This is a genomic window from Amycolatopsis orientalis DSM 40040 = KCTC 9412 (assembly GCF_000478275.1).
Taxonomy (GTDB): domain Bacteria; phylum Actinomycetota; class Actinomycetes; order Mycobacteriales; family Pseudonocardiaceae; genus Amycolatopsis; species Amycolatopsis orientalis.
Window position 1 is genome coordinate 445258 of the sequence record NZ_ASJB01000080.1, and the last position, 18284, is coordinate 463541.

Genomic DNA, 18284 nt, shown 5'->3' on the forward strand with positions numbered 1-18284 from the left:
TCACACCAGTTCCCGTTCCCTTATGGACCCGTCACGCACTTCGAGTACCCGGCGGGCGAGCGCGGCCATCGCGGGCCGATGGGCCACGAGCACCGCGGTCCGGCCGATGAGCAGTTCGCGGGTCGCGCCGAGCACGGCGGCCTCCGTCCCCCCGTCGAGCCGCGCCGTCGGCTCGTCGAGCAGCACCAGCCCCGCTTCGGTGCGGGCCAGTGCCCGCGCGAGGCCGAGCCGCTGCCGTTGTCCCGCCGAAAGCGGCGCGCCCAGCTCCCCGATCCGCGTCCGGTAGCCGTCGGGAAGGCCCCGCGCGACCTCGTCGAACGCCGCCGCGCGGGCCGCCGCCTGGACGTCCGGCACCTGGCCCATGGCGATGTTCTGCTCGACGGTGCCGGTGAACAACGTCGGCCGCTGCGGCACCCACGCCGTCGCGGCCCGCCACGGCCCCGGATCCAGTTCGCGCAGGTCGACGCCGTCGACGAGGACCCGGCCGGACGTCGGCGTGACGAAGCCCAGCAAGACCGCCAGCAGCGTGCTCTTCCCGGAACCGCTGGGGCCGACGAGGGCGACGTGCTCGCCCGCCCCGATCGTCATGTCCACTTCGGACAGGACGACGTGGTCGCCGTACGCGACACTGACCTTCTCCAGCACGATCTCCGGCGCGCCGCTACGCGCCACCTGCGAGCCTCGGACGATGCCCGCCGACCGGACCGCCAGCGCCTCCCGCAGTGTCGCGAGCCCCTCCGCGCTGGCGTGGAACTTCGCCCCGGCCGCGCGCAGCGGCAGGTACGCCTCGGGGGCGAGCAGCAGCACCAGCACGGCGGTGTGCACCACCATCCCGCCTTCCAGCAGGCGGAACCCGATCGGCACGGCGACGAGCGCCACCGACAGCGTCGCCACCAGTTCCAGTACCAGCGCGGACAGGAACGCGACCCGCAGGGTGCGCATCGTGGCGTCCGTATGGGCGTCGGCCATCGCCCGCACCGTCTTCGCCTGCGCCTCGGCCCGCCCGAACACCTTCAGCGTGCCCAGTCCGCGCACGACGTCGAGGAAATGCCCGCCCAGCCGGGAAAGCAGCCGCCACTGCCTGGCCGTCTTCGCTTTCGTGTGCTGCCCGACCAGGATCGCGAACACCGGGATCAGCGGCAGTGTCGCGGTGATGATCAGCGCCGACGTCAGATCCGCGGCGAACAGCCGGACGAGCACCGCGACCGGCACGATCGCCGACAGCACCAGCGTCGGCAGATAGCCGGTCAGGTACGCGTCACCGGCGTCGATCCCTTTGGTCACCAGTGTCGCGACCTCGCCGGGATTCTCCGCTTCCGCGCCGAGCAGCCGTTTGCGCAGGCCGGCCTTGACCGACGCCGCGAACCGGCCGCCGAGTGAACCCTGGATGGCGGCGAGCAGCACCCGGACCGCGAGGGCGGCCGCGAGTGTCCAGCTCACGCCGCCACCGGTGAGCAGCGTCGCGAGACCGTCCGCCTGGACGACGATCGCCACGGCGGTCAGCGTGCCGAGGACGGCCAGTACGCCGAAATGGCGCCGCAGTCCGGGAAGGGGTGGCATCACCGGCTCCTAGAAGTGCAGTAGCGAGCGCTGATCGACCGGATCGGCGTTCCGCCGCCACGTCACCCATTGCACGGCGGCGATCACCACCAGCGCGGGCGGACCGACGATGGTGAGCAGGCCGAGCATCTCGGTGCTCGTGGCCGCTTCGGTCAGGCTCAACGAGAATCCGCCGTCCACAGAGGACACCAGCGCGTCCGGCAGGCGCATCGTCCCGACCGCCAGCACCGGGGACGCCGACAAGACCATCGTGGCGATCAGCGCGGTCTTGTGCCGTCCGGCGCGCAGTGCGGCGGACGCGCTCCCCAGCGCGCCGAACGCCAGCGCGATCGCGGGCAGCACGGTCCACGACGCGGTGGTCTCGAAGGCGCCCCAGCCGACGGCCACGACCAGGAACGCCAGTGCGGGCGCGAGCAGCGCCTTGGCGATCCGGTTCGCCCTGGCGGTGAAGTCGGCGGGCGCCCGGACCGCGAGGAAAGCCGCGCCCTGCAAGGCGAACAGCGCGACGAACCCGGCTCCCCACAACAGCGCGTACGGGTCGAAGGCGGCGAGGACACCACCGATCGGCAGTCCGGCGGCGTCGAGCGGGAGTCCGAGGACGAGATTGCCGAGGAAGATCCCCCAGGACACCGCGGTCACCCAGGCACCGACGGTGATCGCCAGTGTCCAGGTGCCGCGTCCGGCGTCCGGCCGCCTGCTGCGCAACTGCACCGCCGCGGTGAAGGTGACCAGTCCGAGCAGCAGGGTGACGACCGGGAGGTAGGCCCCGGAGAACACTTTTCCCTCCAGATGCGGGAAAGCGCCGAACAGGACGCCGACCGCGGCCACCAGCCACACCTCGTTGGCCAGGAAGAACGGGCCGAACGCGCCGAGCACGCGGCGCCTCTCGCCCTCGTCACGGCTGAGCCTGCCGAGCAGCATGCCGACGCCGTAGTCGTAGCCCGCCAGCGCGAAATAGCCGGAGATCAGGAAACCGAGTACACACCACCACAAGAACACCATGGGTCAGACTCCGCTCAGGACGGGAAGTTCGGCGTGCGGCGGCGCCGCGTCTTCTTCGGGTTCCGGGCCGCGTTTGGCGACCCGCGACATCAGCACCCAATCGGCGATCGCGAGTACCGCGAACAACAGCGTGAAAGCGATGAAGGAGAAGAGGATCTGCCCCGCGGGGATCGACGCGACCGCGTCGGCCGTGGTCAGGTGCCCGCGGATCAGCCACGGCTGACGGCCGATCTCCCGCACCAGCCAGCCGAAAATGGCCGCGACGAACGGCAGCGGGATGGCCAGCAGCATCAGGTACAGCAGGGGCCGCACCTTGGTGATCCAGTTCCGGAACAGCAGCAGTGTGCCGAGGATCGAGGCGAGGAAGGCGATGAAGCCGATCTGGATCATGAACCCCAGCGGGGCGCCGACCATGGCTCCCGGTGACTTGAGCTTTTCGGGATGGTAGAGCCCGAGCGGGCCGAACTGGGCGAAACCGAAGCCGATCACCATCGTGCTGCCCACCAGCGAAGTCAGCACGCCGATCCGCATCGAGCGCCGGAAGAACTCGATCTCCTTGGTGCGCTTGATGAAGTGGTACGCGCTGACGCCGACGACGAAGAACCCGCCGGTCATGAGCGCCGCGCTCAGCACATGCGGCAGCGACATCGCGAGCGCCGGGTTGGTGAACAGCGCGCCGAAATCGTCGAGTTCCAGCACCCCGTTCTCGGCGTGCGTGCCGACCGGGTTCTGCAGGAACGAGTTGGCCACCATGATGAACAGGGCCGAGGCGTACGCGGTGAGCGTGACCAGCCAGATCAGCGCCAGGTGGACCCATTTGTTCAGCCGCCCCCAGCCGAAGATCCACAGCCCCAGGAAGGTCGATTCGGCGAAGAACGCCACCAGTGTCTCGATGGCCAGCGGCGCACCGAAGACGTCGCCCGCGACCGCGGACAAACCGGTCCAGGTCAGGCCGAACTGGAATTCCATCACGATTCCGGTGACGATTCCCAGCGCGTAATTGATCACGTAAAGCCTGCCCCAGAAGCGCGTCATCCGCATCAGCTCGGGCTTACCGCCGAATGCGGAGCGTGTCTGCATCACCGCGACGAGTGTCACGAGCCCCAGTGTGAGCAGCACGAACAGGAAGTGGAACGAGGTCGTCGTCGCGAACTGGAGTCTCGCGATCGGGAGTGCGTCCATGCCGATGCACTGTATACGTAGGCTGCCTACATGTAGCCACCAAATCTATGAAATCAGGGTGATCTGGGGGACATTCCCTGAGCCGGGTCCGGGAAAGACCCGGCTACCCTGGTAGGCGGCGATGTGTAGACTGTCTATCTATGAAGGCCGACAGCCTGCGCGGGCACCTCGACGCGTTGCTCCTCGCCGTCCTCGACGGCCGGAAGCTGCACGGATACGCCATCATCGAGGCGCTCCAGCTCCGCAGTGACGGCGCCCTCGACCTGCCGACGGGCACCGTCTACCCGGCGCTTCGCCGGTTGGAACGCGCCGGCTTCCTCGCCAGCGAGTGGGACGTCGTGTCCGGCCGCAAACGTCGTACGTACAAGCTGACCCGCTCCGGACAGAAGGCGCTCGCCGCGGAACGGGCGGAGTGGCAGGAGTTCACCACTGTCATAGGTGGTGTCCTCGGGGGGAGCACGGCATGAGCGTGATCGAGGCGTACATCTCGGAGCTGGACAGACGGTTGAGCGGATCGGCGGGGGCCAAGGCCGATCTGCTCACCGAGGCGCGAGACGGCTTGCACGACGCGGCCGAGGCGTACCGCGAAGGCGGGATCGACGAGCCGGAAGCCGAACGCCGGGCCGTCGCCGACTTCGGCCCTGCCGAGCTGATCACCCGCGCCTATCAGGCCGAATTGGCCCTGCGCGGCGACATCGGCACCCTGTGGAAGGTCATCGTCGGCGTACCGCTGTTCCAGCTGGGCTGGGAATTGGCGCGGCTCTGGACTTACGGGGACTGGGGCGGGCTGGGGAAACCCACCCCGGAGTGGTACCTGGCCGTCGTCGATCTTTCCGGGGTGTTCGTCGTGGTGTCGCCCGTGCTCGGGGCCGCCGCACTGCTGGGCACCCGCTGGCTGGGCCGCAGGCTCGACGGCACGCGCCTGGCGAACCTGGCGCGCTGGACGGTCGGCGCCGCGGCCATCGCGAACCTGGTGGCGATGCTCCTGCTCGCGATCGGCACCGCGGTCCTGGACCCGGCCAGGATGAACATGAGCCTGGCGTGCAACGTGCTGTCCGTCGGCTGGGTGGCGTTCAGTTTCTGGCTGCTGCCGCTGGCCTTCCGGTCCTGGCGACCGCGACCCCTGCTCGCGGCATGAGCGCCATCGAGGTCTACCTCGGCGACCTGAAAAGCCGGTTGAGCGGGTCCGCGGCGGTGAAGGCCGATCTACTGACCGAGGCGAGGGACGGTCTGCACGACGCGGCCGAGGCCTACCGCGAAGGCGGGATCGATGAGTCGGAAGCCGAACGCCGGGCCGTCGCCGACTTCGGCCCGGTCGACCTGATCGCCCGCGCCTATCAGGCGGAGCTGGGCCTCCGGCGCGACATCCGCGTGCTGTGGGAGCTGATCATCGGTGTGCCGGTGCTGATGTTCGCCTGGGATTTCGCCAGGGCGCTGAGCTTCGGCGACTGGTCGCGGTTCGGCGCGCCGCCGCCGTCCTGGTACCACCGCGTGATCGACGCGGCCGACACCTTGGCGGCGCTGTCCCCGGTCGTCGCGGTCGCCGGGGTGATCGCGGCACGACAGCTCTCCCGGCGCGGCGACGGCGGGCCCACCGCCCGCGTGGTCGCGCTGGCGCTGGCCGTGGCAGTGGGGGCGAACCTGCTCGCCGTCACGATGTACGGCGGCGCGACCGGGGTGCTGGAGCCCGCCCGGCTGGTCGTCAGCGTGCCGTGCGTGGTGATGTCCGCGGCGTGGATCCTGTTCAGCTTGCGGCTCACGGTCGCCGCGCGCCGCCACCGGCGGCCGTCAAGGGTGATCGCGGCCTGACCGCGCGGAGTTTCGGGAGAACTACGGCATGAGTGTGATCGAGGCATACCTCGGCGACCTGCGGTCGCGGCTGGACGGCCCGGCGTCGGCGAAGCGGGATCTGCTGCGTGAGGCCAGGGACGGGCTCACCGACGCCGCCGACGCCTACCGCGAGGGCGGCTGGAGCGAGCACGACGCGCAGCGGCGCGCCGTCGACGACTTCGGCCCGGTGCACCTGATCGCCCGGGACTACCAGGCCGAACTCGGCATGCACAGCGGCACCCGCACGCTCTGGAAACTGATCATCGGCGTGCCGTTGATGCAGATCGCCTGGGACTACGCCCGCAAGTGGACCTTCGGCGACTGGTCGCAGCTCGATACCCCGACACCCGCCTGGTACCAGTACATCGCCCACTTCACGCACGGCTCGGTGTTCCTCGTGCCGGTGCTCGGCGTCTTCGCGCTCGTCTGCATGCGCTGGCTCTCGCGGCGGATGGACGGGGTCCGGCTGGTCCGGACCGCCGGCGTGCTGATCGGCGAGGCCGTCGGGCTGAACCTGCTTTCGGTGGCCATGCTGGTGTTCGCCACCGGGATCATCGACGCGTCGCGGCTGTTCCTGTCCGTGCCGTGCGGGATCCTGATGATCCTCTGGGTGGTGCTCAGTGTGCGACTCGCGTTGCTGGCGCGACGATCCTGGCGTTCGTGTGCCACGATCGTGACGTGACGACCGCCCTGATCTACCTCGTAGTCATGCTGCTGGTGGCCGCAGTGGTGTTTCTGCTGGCCGCCGTGGTGTTCGGCCGGGGTGAGGAACTGGCCCCGCTGCCGCCCGGCAGCTCGCCGACCAGGCTGCCCGCCGAGGACATCACCGCCGAGGACGTCTACGCCGTCCGCTACCAGATGGTGCTGCGCGGCTACAAGATGTCCGAAGTGGACTGGGTGATGCGGCGCCTCGGCGTCGAGATCGACGAGCTGCGGTCGCGGGTGGCCGAACTGGAGGCCGAACGCGAGGGTGCCAGGTGACCGACGTCGTCGTCTCCGTCGATGTCGCGGTCCCGGCCGGGACGGCTTGGCTCGCGCTGACCGACTGGGAACGCCAGGGCGAGTGGATGATCGGCACCGACGTCAAGGTCGTCGAGGGCAACGGGCGCAGCGTCGGCTCGAAGCTGTCGGCCTTCACCGGCGTCGCCGGGATCGGGTTCACCGACACCATGGAGATCACCAGCTGGGAGCCGCCGCTGCGGTGCGTCGTGCGGCATCTGGGCAAACTCGTGCAGGGCACCGGGGTGTTCCAGGTGATCGAGAAGGGGCCGCATTCGTCGACGTTCGTCTGGGCGGAGCATCTGCGGCCGCCGTTCGGCGTCGTCGGCAGGCTCGGCTGGCCGGTCGCGAAACCGGGGTTCGAGCTGGGATTGCGGCTGTGCCTGCAAAGGTTCGTGAAGTACGCGGAGGGGTACCGGGTTGGCTGAGGCGGGTCTGCTGGGTTCGGACGGCGTCAAGCGGTGTTCGTGGGGCAATTCGGCCCCGGACTACGTGGAGTACCACGACACCGAATGGGGTGTCGTGCTGCACGGCGACGAGGAGTTGTACGAGCGGCTGTGCCTGGAGTCGTTCCAGTCCGGGCTCTCCTGGATCACGATCCTGCGGAAGCGGGAGGCGTTCCGGAAGGCGTTCAAGCGGTTCAAGCCGAAGAAGGTCGCGGCCTTCACCGACGACGACGTCGCCCGGCTCATGGAAGACGCGTCGATCGTGCGGAACCGGGCGAAGATCCTGGCGGCGATCACCAACGCCCGGGCGATCGAGCAACTCGACGGTTCGCTGGACGACCTGCTGTGGTCGTTCGCGCCCGAGTCGCATGTCCGGCCTCGCACGATGGCGGACGTCCCGGCGATCACCGACGAGTCGAAGGCGATGGCGAAGGAACTCAAGAAGCGCGGCTTCGTGTTCCTGGGCCCGACGACGTGCTACGCGCTGATGCAGGCGACCGGGATGGTCGACGACCACGTGAAGGACTGCTTCCGCGCCTCGTGAGTGGTAATGACGGTTAGAACCGTCATTACCACTCACGAGACGTGCGGCAAGGGTTACTTGCCCTGGAAGTTCGGCTTGCGCTTGCCCACGAAGGCCTCGACGGCCTCGGTGTGGTCGGCGGTCGCGCCCAGCGCGGTCTGGGCCTCGTCCTCCGCGGCCAGCGCGGTTTCGAGGGACGACTCGGCGGCCACCGACAGGACGTTCTTGATCTTCGCGTACGCGACCGTCGGCCCGGCCGCGAGCTTCGCGGCGACCTTCTGCGCACGGGCCGCCAGTTCCTCGTCCGGGACGACCTCGCCGACCAGGCCGAGCGTCAGCGCCTCGGCCGAGTCGACCGTGCGCGCCAGCAGCATCAGCTCGGCCGCGCGGCCGAGGCCGATCAGCCGCTGCAGCGTCCACGACGCGCCGGAGTCCGGGCCGAGGCCGACGTTCGCGAACGCCATCAGGAAGTTCGCCGACGTCGCCGCGATCCGGAGGTCGCTCGCGTAGGCGAAGGCGGCACCCGCGCCGGCGGCCGGGCCGTTCACCGCGGCGATGACCGGCTTCGGCATCCCGATGATCGTCTTGACGATCGGGTTGTAGTGCTCCTTGACCGTGTGTAGCGGCGCCGGGTCACCCGCTTGCAGCAGCCCGACGTGCTCCTTCAAGTCCTGCCCGGCGCAGAAGGCCTTGCCCGAACCGGTCAGCACGACCGCGCGGACGCTGTCGTCGGCCGCGGCCTCGGTCAGCCCCGCAAGCAGCAGTTCCTTGAGTTCGACGGTCAGCGAGTTGTACGCCTGCGGCCGGTTCAGCGTGAAGGTGCGCACGCCATCGGCGTCGGCGGTCAGCAGAACGTCGGATGTGGTCACGGGATCTCCTAGTCGGCGAAACTGCGGTCTGATGCGAAGTCTTTCAGCCTCGCGAGCCGCATACCAGCACCGATACGGCGGCAAAAGATCGGTCCGCGTTCGCGCTCGGCCGCTGATGAGGGACAATGGACAGTAGACCCGGCTGGCTTTGACGAGCGCGACCCGGGCGCGCCGGTTGAGACGGAGGGAGCACGCTATGGCGGCCATGAAGCCCCGGACCGGAGATGGTCCCCTCGAAGTGACTAAGGAGGGGCGGGGCCTCGTGATGCGCGTACCACTCGAAGGTGGTGGGCGCCTCGTCGTCGAACTCTCCGCGGAAGAAGCGAAGGATCTCGGCGCGGCCTTGCAGGAGGTCACCGGCTGAGCCGGACCGCACCTACGTACAACCATCCGCACCCCGGTCTCCCTTCGGAGGCCGGGGTCGCGGCTCATCTGCGCCCGGAGGTCGCTCACTGTGCGTAACCCGCTACCCCCCGTTCCGGGGAAGCTGCTCGAACTCGAGGTCTCGGACGACATCCGGCGCGGTACGCCGCTGGCCACGCTGATCGTGGCGCCGTCCGAAGAGGACGGTGACGCCGGACTCGACGAGATCGGCGGCGTGCGGCCCACCGGCAAGGCCGGTGACGTGCAGACCGTGCCGACCGGCGGCGTCCGCTGGCTGGCCGGCGTCGGCGACGGCGAGCCGCGGCACTACCGCAAGGCCGGTGCCGCGCTGGTCCGCGCCGTCTCGGCGGCGCTGGACGAAGACGTCGAAGCAGGGAAGAAGGCATTCCGTACCTTCGCCGTCGAACTGCCCGAAGACGCCGGCGCCGAGCACGTCGAGGAACTGGCGTTCGGGCTGCTTCTCGGCGGCTACCGGTTCACGGTGACGGCCGAGGAACCGAAGCCGGGTCTGCGGACCGCGCGGTTGCTCACCCGCCACGAGCGCGCCGTGCCCGCGTACGAGAAGGCGCTGGAGCGGGTCCGCGAACTCGCCGCGGCCGCCGCGTTCGCGCGCGACCTGGCGAACACGCCGTCGAACATCAAGACCCCCACCTGGCTCGCCGACACCGCCGCCCGCGCGGCGGGCGGCATCGCCGATCTGACCGTGACGGTCCGGGACGAGAAGTGGCTGGGGGCGCAGGGCTTCGGCGGCGTCCTCGCCGTCGGCGGGGGATCGGCCGCGCCGCCCCGGCTGATCGAGCTGGAGTACCGGCCGCGCGGGGCGACGACGCATCTGCTGCTGGTCGGCAAGGGCATCACCTTCGACACCGGCGGCCTCTCGATCAAACCGGCCGACGGCATGCACCTGATGCGCACCGACATGGCGGGCGGCGCGGCCATCATCGCCGCGGTCCGCGCGATCGCCGCGCTGCGCCTGCCGGTCAAGGTGACCGGGCTGGTGCCCGCCGCCGAGAACCACGTGTCCGGCTCCTCGTACCGGCCCGGCGACATCGTCCGGCACTACGGCGGCAAGACGACCGAGGTGGGCAACACCGACGCCGAGGGCCGCATGGTCCTGGCCGACGCGCTCGTCTACGGCATCAAGAAGCACAAGCCGGACGCCGTGATCGACGCGGCGACGCTGACCGGTGCCATGAAGGTCTCGCTCGGCGTCCGCACCGGCGGCGTGTTCGCCACCGACGACGCGCTCGCGGAGCGGGTCACGAAGGCGGGCGAGCGCGTCGGCGAGGCGTGGTGGCGGATGCCGCTACTGGAAGACCTGGCCGAGACCGTGCAGGGCTCGCTCGGCGACGTCCGGCAGGCGCCGGGTGGCCCCGGCGGCATCGTCGCGGCGCTGTTCCTGCGGGAGTTCGTCGGCGACGTGCCGTGGGCGCATCTCGACATCGCCGGTCCGGCGCGGGCCGACAAGACCTACGCCGACGTCGTGCCGGGTGCCACCGGATTCGCCGCGCGGACGCTGGTCGAACTGGTCGCCTCCTACGCCTGACCCTGCGCCTGACCCGGGGTTCACCTGCGGGGCGGGAGCAAGGGACCTTTGCTGTCGCCCCGCAGGTCCACCCTGGGCATGGGCTGCGTCGGCGCGTCTCCGGCGTGGGCGGTGAGCCTGCGGGCGAACCTGGTCGCCGGGCCGGTCAGGTACCGGAACACGAGCCACGCCGTCACGGTGCCGAGGACGAGTCCGGCGAGAACGTCGTGCGGGTAGTGCGCGCCGACGAAGACCCGTGAGAAGCCCATCAACGCCGCACCCGGGAGCACCCACGGCGCGAGCCGCCGCCAGGCGAGGGCCAGCCCGACGGCGGCCGCCGCGGCGATCGTGGAGTGGTTGCTCGGGAAGGACCAGTCGTCGAGCGGCGGGCAGTGGACGAGCGTGACGAGGTTCCGGCACGGCCGGTCCTCCTGGATCACGCTCTTCACCCCTTCGCTGATCAGGTACGCGATCGCGGTCGCGGTGGGCGGCAGCAGCGCCACGGCGATCCGGACGGGCGAAGTGCGCGCCCGCCACAACATCCAGGCGAAGAGCCCCACGAAGACGAGCAATCCCGCTTCGGTGAACACGATTCCCGCCGCCTGGAGCCAGCTCGGGCTCTCACCCGCCAACTCCACGATGTCGTCGTACATTCACCCGAAGTTAGCGAAAACATCGCGTCCGCGGGGTGGACGAACGGCAGTGACCGACCCTGACGATCGTCACCGGGGCTGAGCGCGCACCCGTTCCCGGAACCGCAGCACGGCGGGCGGCAGGGCGACGTCCTTGCGCCACGCCAGCCCGATGGTCCGCCCCACCGGCGGCACCAGCGGGACTTCGGCGACGCCCGCCGGGCTCCCGGGTTCGAACCGGGGGAGCAGCGCGACCCCGAGCCCGGCCGCGACCAGTCCGCGGACGGTGTCGGACTCCTGTCCCTCGAAGGCGATCTTCGGTTCGAAACCCGCCGCGGCGCACAGGTCGTCGGTGATGGTGCGAAGGCCGTAACCGGTTTCGAGGAGGACGAACTCCTCGTCCTTGAGGTCTTCGATGGCCGCACTGGGCCGGTCGGCGAGGCGGTGCGACGTCGGCACGGAAAGGAAGATCTCCTGCTCGGCGAGCACGGCGGTGTCGAGGAGCGGGTCGTCGACCGGCGCGGGGGCGAGCAGGGCGAGGTCGAGTTCGCCGCTGGTCAGCCTGTCGACCATGTCCTGGCGTGAACCCTGGACCAGCGTGAAGCGCACGTGGGGATGGTCCGCGCGGTAGCCGCGGAGCAGGGTGGGGACCAGCGACCGGCCGAGCAGATGCAGGAAACCGAGGACGATGTGCCCGGATTCGGGGTCGACCTCTTCCCTGGCCTGGCGGACTCCGGCGTCGACGGCGGCGAGGGCGCGCTCGGCGGCGTCGGCCAGCAGTTCGGCGGCGCGGGTGAGCCGGATGCCCCGCCCGTCGGGGACGGTCAGCGGGGCGCCGAGGGCGTCGCCGAGCGCCGAGATCCGGCGGCTTACCGTGGGCTGCGGGACGCCGAGCAGTTCGGCCGCGCGTGTGACGTTCGTCGTGCGGCGCAGTGCGGTGAGGAGCGCGAGCTGCGGAGCTAGCTGGGCGGTCATCCTTTCATTCAGCATGGTATCGATTGTGGCAGATGAGCGTATTAGACGTATCGTTTAGCGAAGCTTAGCTTCGAGGTCGTGCCTGCCACCGGAACCACCCGCCGCGTGACGATCGCCGTCGCCGCGGCCGGGATCTCCTCGTTCGCCCTGCTGTACGCGCCCCAGCCGGTGCTGCCGCAGCTGGCCGAGCAGTACCACCTCGACCCCGGCGGCGCTTCGCTCGCGGTGAGCGTCGCGACCGGCGCGCTCGCGATCGCCGTGCTGCCGATCGCGGTGCTCTCCGAGGTCGTGGGACGGCGTCCGGTGATCATCGCCTCGGTGGTCGCCTCGGTCGTGTTCGGCTTCCTGCTGCCGCTGGCGCCCAGCTATCCCGCGCTGCTCGTGCTGCGGGCACTGCAAGGGGTCGCGATCGCGGGGTTCCCCGGAGTCGCCGCGGCATACCTCGCGGAACGGCTCGGCAAGGCGGGGGTCGCGGCGGCGGTGGGCGCGATGATCGCCGGGAACACCGTCGGCGGCATGGTCGGCAGGCTGGCGGCGGGGTTCACCGCCGGGCCCTTCGGGTACCACGGCGCGCTGATCGTCGTCGCGGTGATCGGCGCGGTCTGCACGGTGGTCACGGTGCTGGCCCTGCCGCCGGGGGAGCAAGGGGCCTTTGCTATCGCTTTCGCCGGTCGTCGCAGGTCAGAGGTGCTGCGCGAGCAGGGCCGGGCGGTGCTGGCCGGGCTCGGGGCGGCCGTCCGGAAGCCGGTGCTGCTGGTCCAGTACGCGGTCGCGTTGCTGGCGATGGGCTCGTTCGTGGCGCTGTACAACGCCGCCGGATTCCGGCTGACCGGGGAGCCGCTGAACCTCTCGCCCGCCATCGCCTCGCTGATCTTCCTCGCCTACGCGATGGGCTCGGTCTCGTCGGCGACCGCGGGCAGGCTCGTCGGCCGCTTCGGACGTCGCCGGTCGCTCGCCGGGGCGCTGCTGCTCACGATCGCCGGAGCGGCGCTGACGCTGTCCGACACGCTGCCGCTGGTCATCGCCGGATTCGTGGTGCTGACCGGCGCCTTCTTCGCCGCTCACGCCGTCGCCAACGGCTGGGCGGCCGCGGAGGCGCCCGAGAACGCTCGCGGCCAGGTGGGCGGGCTCTACACGCTGTCGTACTACCTCGGCAGCAGCGTCGGCGGCGCCGTCGGGGCCACCGTGTACGGGAAAGCGGGCTGGACCTGGCTGATCGTCCTGACCGCCTGCTGGCTGGCCCTCGCCGCGGTGGCCGTGGTGAAGGGGACTTTCCCCGCATCTGACGCGGTGAAAGCGTCCTTCACCGCGTCAGATGCGGGGAAAGCGTCCTTCAGCCCCCGGCGATAGCAAAGGTCCCTTGCTACGCGATCGCGGCGACCAGCAACCCGCCACCCACCGGCAGCAGCGCCGGAACCAGCCGCTCGTCCTCGCGGAAGGCCCGCGCGACCTCGCGCAGCGCCAGCGTGTCCGGATCGCGGCGTGAGGGATCGGTCACCCTCGCCCCCGACACGTTGTGGAACGCCAGTATCCCGCCGGGCCGGAGCAGCGCGACGGCCTTCTCGTAGCAACTCGGGTACTCGATCGGCGCCGAATCGACGAACACCAGGTCGTAGCCGCCGGGGGTGAGCCGGGGGAGGACGTCGAGCGCGCGGCCCATGATCAGCCGGGTCCGCCCCGGCGGATAACCCGCCTCGCGGAACGCCGCCCTCGCCGCCCGGTGGTACTCGGGTTCGATGTCGATCGAGGTCAGGATCCCGTCGTCGACCATGCCCCTGAGCAGGCACAACCCGCTCACCCCTGCCCCGGTCCCGACCTCGACCACGGCCTTCGCGCGCAGTGTCGTGGCGAGGAAACGCAAGGTCGCGCCGGCGCCCGCGCTCAGCGGACCGCACCCCAGATCGGCCGACCGCGCCCGCGCGGTGGCCAGTACCTCGTCGTCGGGGTGGTACCCGTCGACGATGAGGCCGGCGTCGGCGGTCTCGGCAGGCGAGCCCGCATGCGTCCCGGAATTCACACGCGGAGGTTAGCGCTGCTTATCGACAAAACAGCGAAGACTCCCTGGTACCGACTTCTCAGCCTCCTCTCAGTCCAGTCTCACTAGAAACATAAGCAGGCCGGACAGACTGGTTCTCGACAACGGGAACACCGTGCACATCGCCCGCGTTGGGTGGAGTAGTTGGGAGAGACGCTGATGGAGGTGCCTACTTCCCCGATGCAGGAAACGATGCAGGACGACCAGCTCGTGGGCCAGGTCACGCCGGTGACCGTGGACGAGGCCGCATGGACCCCGCCCTCGTGGGACGAGGTCGTGCGGGAACACGCCGACCGCGTGTACCGGCTCGCCTACCGCCTGACCGGTAACGCCCACGACGCGGAGGATCTGACGCAGGAGACCTTCATCCGGGTCTTCCGCTCCCTCGCGTCCTACAAGCCCGGCACCTTCGAGGGCTGGCTGCACCGCATCACCACGAACCTCTTCCTCGACATGGCCCGCCGCCGCTCGCGCGTGCGGATGGAAGGCCTCCCCGAGGACACCGACCGCATCGTCGGTGACGACCCGAGCCCGGAGCAGGTCTACTCGGACACCCATCTCGACCCGGACCTGCAGGCCGCGCTCGACGAGTTGCCGCCCGAGTTCCGCGCCGCGGTCGTGCTGTGCGACGTCGAAGGCCTCTCGTACGAGGAGATCGGCGCCACCCTCGGTGTCAAGCTCGGCACCGTGCGCAGCCGGATCCACCGCGGCCGCCAGGCGCTTCGCGCTTCCCTGGAGCGCCGTCGCGCCGCGGCGCAGGAGTCTGCGAAGGTGGGGGTATGACCGCACCGCGAGGTTGGGGACTCCCCGAGTCGCATCTGCTTCCGGACGCCATCGTCGCCTTCGTCGACGGCGAGCTGTCCCTCGGCGCCCAGGACAGGGCGTCGGCGCACATCGCCCGCTGTCAGTCGTGCGCGGCCGAGGTCGCGGCGCAGCGACAGGCCGTCAACGCCGTGAAGCAGGCAGGAGCCCCGTCCATGTCGGCGGGTTTCCTGGCCAGCCTGTGCTCCATCCCGCAGAACACCGAACTTCCCAGCGCGCCGGACAATCTGGCGATGACCGCCGACGGTCAGCTGGTGGCCATCCAGCGGCCCGACAGGGTCGCCGGCCTTCGTGACACCGGAGTGCTGGGAGGCACAGCACCGTTGGGATCAACGGCGCCACTGGGCCAGTCGCCGAACGTCCTCGGCGGCGGGCGGTTCGGCCTCGTCCGGCGCAAGTACGCGCAGGGCGCCGGAGTCGTCGTTTCGGGGCTGGTGCTGAGCGCCCTGGCCCTCGTCGCGACCTCGGGTGACGGCGTCGAAGACCAGCCGAGCCCCGCTCTCGTACCCCCGCAGGGTGTCAACGCCGGACTGCTGCCCGCGCAGCTGGGCGGCGGCGTCCAGCCGGAACCGCCGCGCAGCCCCGCGCCGAGCACCAGCCCGTCGAGCGCCCCGGTGCCCGTGTCGGCCCGCTGATCCGCTCCGTCAGGGTTTCCCGAAGCAGATCGTGACCGATTTGAACCGCGGATCCATGTAGCCCATGTAGGTCAGCGTCTTCTCGGTGTTGTCCGGGCAGCCCGTCCCCATCGGGTTCGCGGGCGCGGTGGTCAGCACCTTCAGCCGCGCCTTGCCGCACTCGACCAGTTTCGGCGGAGTCTTGCTCTCGATGTCGTCGAAGCAGGCTCCGATCTGGCCGTTGACCCCGAGGCACAACGCGACGCCTTCCCCGCGCATCGGCGTCGGGATCGCCACTCGGTAGAAGCCTTCCGAGCAGTTCCAGTCCCCTTTGTCCACGCCGACGACGCTGACCATGTACGGGGTGTTGGGCGCGTTGCACGGCGTCTTCACCGCGTCGGCCTCCTTGCCCGCGCCGGTCAGCTGCACGCAGTCGCCGACTTCCAGCTTTCCCGCCTGCTTCTCCGGTCCCGCGGCCGCCTTCGCCACGATGATCAGCCCGGCGAGGCCGCCGACCACCACGACCGCGGCGACGAGCAGCAGCACCTTCACCTTGGTGGACAGGCCCTTCTTGGGCGGTCGCTGCGGCCATCCCTGCTGTTGTTGTTGCTGCGGCCACTGCTGCTGAGGCGGGTACGGCTGCTGCGGCCACTGCTGTTGAGGCGGGAATTGTCCCCCGTGATGCTCCGACATGCCCGTTAGACTGCCAGAGGTGCGACATGGTTGCCTCAAGTGTCACATTTCTGGCCTTCGAGAGGGAATCAACGCGCACTTCACCGTGGTCACGGCAGAATCAAGGGTGAGGCTTGGCGTACTCTCGCGTCCGGCCAACCAGATCTCAGCCCCGGGGAATGATGACCGAGCAGCCGAACGCGAATCCGCAGCAGCCTGGTGACCCGGCGGGGGATCGGCTGGCGCCGCGACCGCTGGCCAGGCCCGCCGTCGATCCGGCGCAGGCGGCCACGTTCGGCAGGCCGCGTGGTGTCGACGGCGCCTTCGACAAGCTGTACCAGCCCGGCACGAACGGGCAGACCGCGCCGGGACTGAACCTGGCCCCGCCGACCCCGGAATCGCTCGCCGAGGCCTTCCGCCGCCCGCCGGGCGCCGAAGGTGTCGTGCTGGAGCGGCCGTACGGCACCAACGGCTCCGAACCGTCCGCGAACGGCGCGGAAGGTCCGCTCTGGACCACGACGTCGGATCCGTGGCGCGACCCCGGCTCCGGCGCGGTCCTCGCCGGGCCCGCCGTCCAGCAGGATTCGGAAGAGACGACGGACGCGAAGCGGCCGCAAGGCGCGCTGCTGAGCCTGCCGGAGGTCCTCTTCGGACGGCGAGTGCAGACGAAGGCGCTGGCGATTCTCGCCGCGGTGGCGCTGCTCATCGGCGCCGCGGGCGGGCTGATCGGCTGGTGGTTCGCCGACACGGGCACCGAACTGACCGGTGAGGCCAGCATTTCCGAGGCCGACGCCGCCAAGGAGCGTCCGGCGGGTTCGATCGCGGACATCGCGCACCGGGTGGCGCCCGCCGTGGTCTCGCTCGAAGTGTTCAAACCGGGCGCCGACGCCGGTCAGCAGGGCTCCGGGGTCGTCATCGACACCCAGGGCTACGTGCTCACGAACGAACATGTCATCTCGGCGGCGACGGCCGACTCGGCCACCAAGATCACCGCCGTTTTCTTCGACGGCAGGCGTGTCGAGGCGAAGGTCGTCGGCGCCGACGCGAAGACCGACCTGGCCGTGGTCAAGGTCAACGTCGAAAACCTGACGGCGCTCCAGGTCGGGAAGTCGTCCGATCTGGCCGTCGGCGATTCGGTGATCGCCGTCGGTTCGCCGCTGGCGCTGCAGAACTCGGTCACCGCCGGCATCGTGAGCGCGCTCAACCGCCCGGTGACCGCGGGCGGCGACGGCGGCAGCGCGCCGGTGATCTACGAGGCCATCCAGACCGACGCCGCGATCAACCACGGGAACTCGGGCGGCGCGCTCGTCGACGCGACCGGCGCGCTCGTCGGGATCAACTCGGCGATCCGCTCGTCCAGCGCCGAGGGCGGCAGCATCGGTATCGGCTTCGCGATCCCGAGTGACTACGCGGTGAAGATCGCGAAAACACTGATCCGGGACGGAAAAGTCGTCCACCCCGACATCGGCATCAACGCTTCGTCGACCGTCGCGGGCTCCAGCACCATGGGCGCCCAGGTCCGCAATGTGGCCCCAGGCGGCCCCGCCGCCTCGGCCGGGATCAAGGAAGGCGACGTGATCACCGAGGTCGGCGGACGCCTCGTACGCGACTCGGCGGAACTGCTCGTCGCGGTCCGCGCGCGCGAGGTCGGCGAAGTGGTCCCTGTCCGGCTTGTCCGCGATGGGTCTTCCCTTGTCGTGGACGTCAAACTGGCCTCGGACTAGCGAGTTCGGCCGGGTACCCTGAACGGGGAAGACGCCGAGGCGGAGGTTCACACAGGTGTTCGAGAGTGTCGGCTGGGGCGAGATCCTCATCATCGTCGTCGCGGGTCTTTTCATCCTCGGTCCGGAACGGCTGCCCGAAGCCGCGGCCTGGCTGGCGAAGAGTGTCCGCAAGGTCCGCGATTTCGCGACCGGGGCCAAGACGCAACTGCGCGAGGAAATGGGCCCGGAGTTCGACCAGTTGCGCAAGCCGCTGGAGGATCTGCGCGGGCTGCGGAACTTCGACCCCAAGCGGGTCGTCACCCAGCACCTGTTCGACGGTGACCCGGATCCGCTGGGGCTCAAGGACGTCAACGGCACCAATGGTTCGAACGGGACCAACGGGACCAACGGGGCTTCGAAGCCCAACGGCTACCCGGCGACGGCCGCCCAGCCCGAGCCCCTGAAGCCGGGGGAGCGCCCGCCGGTCGACCCCGACGCGACCTGACCCCGA

General features: G+C 70.2%; 22 protein-coding genes. 14 read left to right on the forward strand and 8 right to left on the reverse strand.

All coding sequences use genetic code 11. From position 1 onward, the window contains the following. Genes cydD through L324_RS29945 form a run of 3 tightly spaced genes read right to left on the reverse strand, consistent with a single transcriptional unit; the run spans nucleotide 1 to nucleotide 3744 of the window. Nucleotides 1–1560: a thiol reductant ABC exporter subunit CydD gene (cydD, locus tag L324_RS29935; RefSeq protein ID WP_051174150.1), complete on the reverse strand. Its 1560-nt coding sequence runs from the start codon at nucleotides 1558–1560 to the stop codon at nucleotides 1–3. A 9-nt stretch (nucleotides 1561–1569) separates the two neighbouring features. After that, nucleotides 1570–2562 carry a cytochrome d ubiquinol oxidase subunit II gene (locus L324_RS29940; protein WP_037316235.1) on the reverse strand — a complete coding sequence of 331 codons (993 nt, stop codon included), beginning with the start codon at nucleotides 2560–2562 and terminating at the stop codon, nucleotides 1570–1572. Between the two features lie 3 nt (nucleotides 2563–2565). Beyond that, entirely contained in the window at nucleotides 2566–3744 is a 1179-nt protein-coding gene (locus tag L324_RS29945) for a cytochrome ubiquinol oxidase subunit I (protein ID WP_037316236.1), read from the reverse strand. A gap of 140 nt (nucleotides 3745–3884) precedes the next feature. Here L324_RS29945 and L324_RS29950 point away from each other — a divergent pair, with 140 nt between their 5' ends. From L324_RS29950 to L324_RS29980, 7 genes are read left to right on the forward strand one after another with little or no spacing between them, the layout of a single operon-like run. After that, nucleotides 3885–4211 carry a helix-turn-helix transcriptional regulator gene (locus L324_RS29950; protein ID WP_005155407.1) on the forward strand — a complete coding sequence of 109 codons (327 nt, stop codon included), beginning with the start codon at nucleotides 3885–3887 and terminating at the stop codon, nucleotides 4209–4211. Beyond that, the gene (locus L324_RS29955; protein WP_081736514.1) at nucleotides 4208–4882 is read left to right on the forward strand and encodes a permease prefix domain 1-containing protein; all 675 of its coding nucleotides are present in this window, start codon (nucleotides 4208–4210) and stop codon (nucleotides 4880–4882) included. Before L324_RS29950 ends, L324_RS29955 begins: the two co-directional genes overlap by 4 nt. Further along, nucleotides 4879–5553, forward strand: a complete 675-nt coding sequence (locus L324_RS29960) for a permease prefix domain 1-containing protein (protein WP_051174151.1) — start codon at nucleotides 4879–4881, stop codon at nucleotides 5551–5553. Before L324_RS29955 ends, L324_RS29960 begins: the two co-directional genes overlap by 4 nt. Nucleotides 5554–5581: 28 nt before the next feature. Continuing rightward, nucleotides 5582–6256 (forward strand): permease prefix domain 1-containing protein, encoded by a 675-nt coding sequence (locus L324_RS29965; RefSeq protein ID WP_081736515.1) that lies wholly within the window; start codon nucleotides 5582–5584, stop codon nucleotides 6254–6256. Continuing rightward, nucleotides 6253–6555 (forward strand): DivIVA domain-containing protein, encoded by a 303-nt coding sequence (locus L324_RS29970; RefSeq protein WP_037316239.1) that lies wholly within the window; start codon nucleotides 6253–6255, stop codon nucleotides 6553–6555. The genes L324_RS29965 and L324_RS29970 overlap by 4 nt, the downstream gene beginning before the upstream one ends. After that, a complete protein-coding gene (locus L324_RS29975) occupies nucleotides 6552–7001 on the forward strand; it encodes an SRPBCC family protein (RefSeq protein ID WP_037316242.1) in 450 nt (149 codons plus the stop codon). Before L324_RS29970 ends, L324_RS29975 begins: the two co-directional genes overlap by 4 nt. Further along, entirely contained in the window at nucleotides 6994–7563 is a 570-nt protein-coding gene (locus L324_RS29980) for a DNA-3-methyladenine glycosylase I (protein WP_037316243.1), read from the forward strand. Before L324_RS29975 ends, L324_RS29980 begins: the two co-directional genes overlap by 8 nt. 53 nt (nucleotides 7564–7616) lie before the next feature. On the opposite strand, the gene L324_RS29985 is transcribed toward L324_RS29980, so the two are convergent. Beyond that, entirely contained in the window at nucleotides 7617–8411 is a 795-nt protein-coding gene (locus L324_RS29985) for an enoyl-CoA hydratase/isomerase family protein (protein WP_037316251.1), read from the reverse strand. Between the two features lie 196 nt (nucleotides 8412–8607). On the opposite strand from L324_RS29985, the gene L324_RS41800 reads away from it, so the two are divergent. Then, the gene (locus tag L324_RS41800; protein WP_005155393.1) at nucleotides 8608–8775 is read left to right on the forward strand and encodes a DUF3117 domain-containing protein; all 168 of its coding nucleotides are present in this window, start codon (nucleotides 8608–8610) and stop codon (nucleotides 8773–8775) included. A gap of 90 nt (nucleotides 8776–8865) precedes the next feature. Further along, nucleotides 8866–10341 carry a leucyl aminopeptidase family protein gene (locus tag L324_RS29990; protein ID WP_037316254.1) on the forward strand — a complete coding sequence of 492 codons (1476 nt, stop codon included), beginning with the start codon at nucleotides 8866–8868 and terminating at the stop codon, nucleotides 10339–10341. A 20-nt stretch (nucleotides 10342–10361) separates the two neighbouring features. Here the strand turns inward: L324_RS29990 and L324_RS29995 are convergent, their stop codons facing one another. Further along, nucleotides 10362–10973 carry a phosphatase PAP2 family protein gene (locus tag L324_RS29995; RefSeq protein ID WP_037316257.1) on the reverse strand — a complete coding sequence of 204 codons (612 nt, stop codon included), beginning with the start codon at nucleotides 10971–10973 and terminating at the stop codon, nucleotides 10362–10364. 69 nt (nucleotides 10974–11042) lie between these two features. After that, nucleotides 11043–11927 (reverse strand): LysR family transcriptional regulator, encoded by an 885-nt coding sequence (locus L324_RS30000; RefSeq protein WP_438938470.1) that lies wholly within the window; start codon nucleotides 11925–11927, stop codon nucleotides 11043–11045. A 105-nt stretch (nucleotides 11928–12032) separates the two neighbouring features. Here L324_RS30000 and L324_RS30005 point away from each other — a divergent pair, with 105 nt between their 5' ends. Continuing rightward, nucleotides 12033–13277 (forward strand): MFS transporter, encoded by a 1245-nt coding sequence (locus L324_RS30005; protein ID WP_037316261.1) that lies wholly within the window; start codon nucleotides 12033–12035, stop codon nucleotides 13275–13277. Between the two features lie 13 nt (nucleotides 13278–13290). On the opposite strand, the gene L324_RS30010 is transcribed toward L324_RS30005, so the two are convergent. Then, nucleotides 13291–13944 carry an O-methyltransferase gene (locus L324_RS30010; protein ID WP_037316264.1) on the reverse strand — a complete coding sequence of 218 codons (654 nt, stop codon included), beginning with the start codon at nucleotides 13942–13944 and terminating at the stop codon, nucleotides 13291–13293. Nucleotides 13945–14142: 198 nt separating this feature from the next. Here L324_RS30010 and sigE point away from each other — a divergent pair, with 198 nt between their 5' ends. Beyond that, nucleotides 14143–14745, forward strand: coding sequence for an RNA polymerase sigma factor SigE (sigE, locus tag L324_RS30015; RefSeq protein ID WP_044854623.1), 603 nt, complete (start codon nucleotides 14143–14145; stop codon nucleotides 14743–14745). Beyond that, on the forward strand, nucleotides 14742–15419 hold the full coding sequence (locus tag L324_RS30020; RefSeq protein WP_037316267.1) for an anti-sigma factor family protein: 678 nt from the start codon (nucleotides 14742–14744) through the stop codon (nucleotides 15417–15419). The genes sigE and L324_RS30020 overlap by 4 nt, the downstream gene beginning before the upstream one ends. Nucleotides 15420–15428: 9 nt before the next feature. Here L324_RS30020 and L324_RS30025 read toward each other — a convergent pair whose 3' ends face one another. Continuing rightward, nucleotides 15429–16091 (reverse strand): LppU/SCO3897 family protein, encoded by a 663-nt coding sequence (locus L324_RS30025; RefSeq protein WP_037316270.1) that lies wholly within the window; start codon nucleotides 16089–16091, stop codon nucleotides 15429–15431. Nucleotides 16092–16252: 161 nt separating this feature from the next. Here L324_RS30025 and L324_RS30030 point away from each other — a divergent pair, with 161 nt between their 5' ends. Continuing rightward, a complete protein-coding gene (locus L324_RS30030) occupies nucleotides 16253–17794 on the forward strand; it encodes a S1C family serine protease (RefSeq protein ID WP_037316272.1) in 1542 nt (513 codons plus the stop codon). A gap of 55 nt (nucleotides 17795–17849) precedes the next feature. Further along, nucleotides 17850–18278, forward strand: a complete 429-nt coding sequence (gene tatB / locus L324_RS30035) for a Sec-independent protein translocase protein TatB (RefSeq protein WP_037316273.1) — start codon at nucleotides 17850–17852, stop codon at nucleotides 18276–18278. The last annotated feature ends 6 nt before the right edge of the window (nucleotides 18279–18284 follow it).